General features: G+C 27.5%; 1 protein-coding gene and 1 pseudogene. Both read right to left on the bottom strand.

Annotated elements, in window-relative coordinates; genetic code table 11:
- Positions 1 to 10 precede the first annotated feature (10 nt).
- The gene (locus tag FOT98_RS30665) at positions 11 to 1,519 is read right to left on the bottom strand and encodes a hypothetical protein (protein ID WP_000359990.1); all 1,509 of its coding nucleotides are present in this window, start codon (positions 1,517 to 1,519) and stop codon (positions 11 to 13) included.
- Positions 1,520 to 1,741: 222 nt separating this feature from the next.
- Positions 1,742 to 2,187: pseudogene (locus FOT98_RS33195) on the bottom strand (bifunctional glutamate--cysteine ligase/glutathione synthetase); the annotation flags it as partial.

Raw genomic sequence — 2,187 nt, forward strand, 5'->3', positions numbered from 1 at the left:
ACTCATTTCACTATATTTTCAACAACAATTCTTCGTTACTAAAAATGTAAATATCACCGTCCTCTGAGATTTTAATCGCAATTCCTAAATTTGAGGCATATCTAGCAGCCTTTGTTCCTGTACCAAATGTATCTTTATATACCACATTGTTAGGCATTTCAATAATCTCTCCGAAACTCACTATATTCATATGGCCATCAATTACCATTGCACCATCAACTACTGAAATAGTTTCTAATAAAAATTTATCTATCTCTGTAACACTCAAATGCCTTTTATTATCTCTAATAACATTTAAAAAGTCTCTGTCTAAATTATTTTTCTTAAATTTATTCTTTACCAAAAATTCTTCAGCATCACTATATGTTAGATTAGTGTTATGTTCATTTTGAAGTACAATAATAAAAATTGAACTACTTCCTTTTTTCGATAACATTTCAATAACGTTTACTAATTTTATTATAGAAGCTGTCATTTTCAAATGAAGCTCTTTGTAACAATCGGCCCCTAAAGAATACAATAAATCTAGCGTTTTCGTAAATAAAATCCTCATTAATGAAGCCAACATTAAACCATAATGTTTCAATTTCCAATCCCCATTGTCATAACTAAGAAAAAATTCTTTATTAAGGAATACATCCATTTTTTTGTCTGAAAGTGAAAAATAAATATAGTTTAGACGTTCTTGAGTTCTTAATCCCTTAGTATAAGCTATCAAAAATTCTTCTGATTTACGCATTTCATTTTTTAGGTCCTCATTTAACTCATGTCCCTTTCTTGTTTTTTTGAAATCATCAGTTAAATTCAAAAATGTTTTTCTCTTCATCTCATTTATTGTCCAGTTATTAAACTGCGATTTGATTATATCTGACAAGCTTTTCCCTTCATTTTTTTTTCTTATCATTGCAAACACTTCAAAGTTTTTATTAACTGACACTACTAACGATTTGTTATCTATTAGTCTTAGAAAGGGTTTTTCATCCAGAAAGAATTGTTGAATAGGCTTTCTATTCTCAATAGTTTTGATTTCCACATTTAAATTCTTTATTTCTTCAATTGTTAATTCTTCATCGAGACAATATATTACTCCAATATTCACCGAATTTCCTTCATAAGTTTTAGTTCCAATATTTTTCAATGAATTTATATTTTCCCAAAACTTATACTGCTGTGTGGGACTTAGACTAAGATATTTTTTATCAATTAATATGAGGGATAATTCTCTTTGAATATTTTGCAGTATATTTCCATTAAGCATACCTGTATCACCGACTGATTTTTCTAAAATCTCTTGAACAATTTTAATTATTTCCATTGTTACTCTATTAGTTACCTGAGGTATATTTAACGATAGTTTACCTTTAAGATTGTAAAGTAAATTTTCTTCCTGCTGATTAATTGGAAATTTAATATCCAATCCAGAATATTGACTTATCTTTTCCCCAAGTCCTTGAAAAAAATCCTCAATTTCTTCTACCGAGTTTTTCTCTTCAAAACTTTCCTTTTCATTTTTATCCAATATTGTCCCTCCATTATATAAATTTAATTTAATTACATTATAACCATAAAATGTAATTAACACATCATTTTAAAATATTGATTTGTACATTATTCCCGTCCCAATCTCATTTTTGGCCTTACATTAAATGTAATCGATTTTTAACTCCTTTTTTAATCAGGACTCCATATACTTCTACTTTTAATCGTATCCATGTGTTAGATTTAAAAATATTTCAAACCTTGAAAATATATCATAGGAACGTATAGCTTTTTCTATATCATTAAATTCCGCACCTATCGGTATACCGAAACCCATGCTACCGTAAGAATTTTTTCTTATTATTTTATTTTCCATAATTAATGGTGATATATAACTATCTTTACTTGTCATGCCCCCATTTTTTACATATTCAATATGATTTCCCAATTTTAATTTTTAAAATTGATTTTATCAATCTAAAATATCAACCTACATCCCTTGTTGAATAGCATCAAACATCAAAATTTTTCTTGATAACTCCATGTCAGTAAATCCCGTTAATTGATATGGTTTATCCCAAAACTTTTTATGATTTTCTTTAGCAATATGGGTAGCCACTTGACTTTGACTATTTTTGAGACTTTCTTAAAACAATCTTCTTCCAACATTTTCACTTAGATCAGTAAGCATTTTTCTTAAATAAAAAA

The organism is Bacillus sp. HY001, from assembly GCF_007558965.1.
Taxonomy (GTDB): Bacteria; Bacillota; Bacilli; order Bacillales; family Bacillaceae_G; genus Bacillus_A; species Bacillus_A mobilis.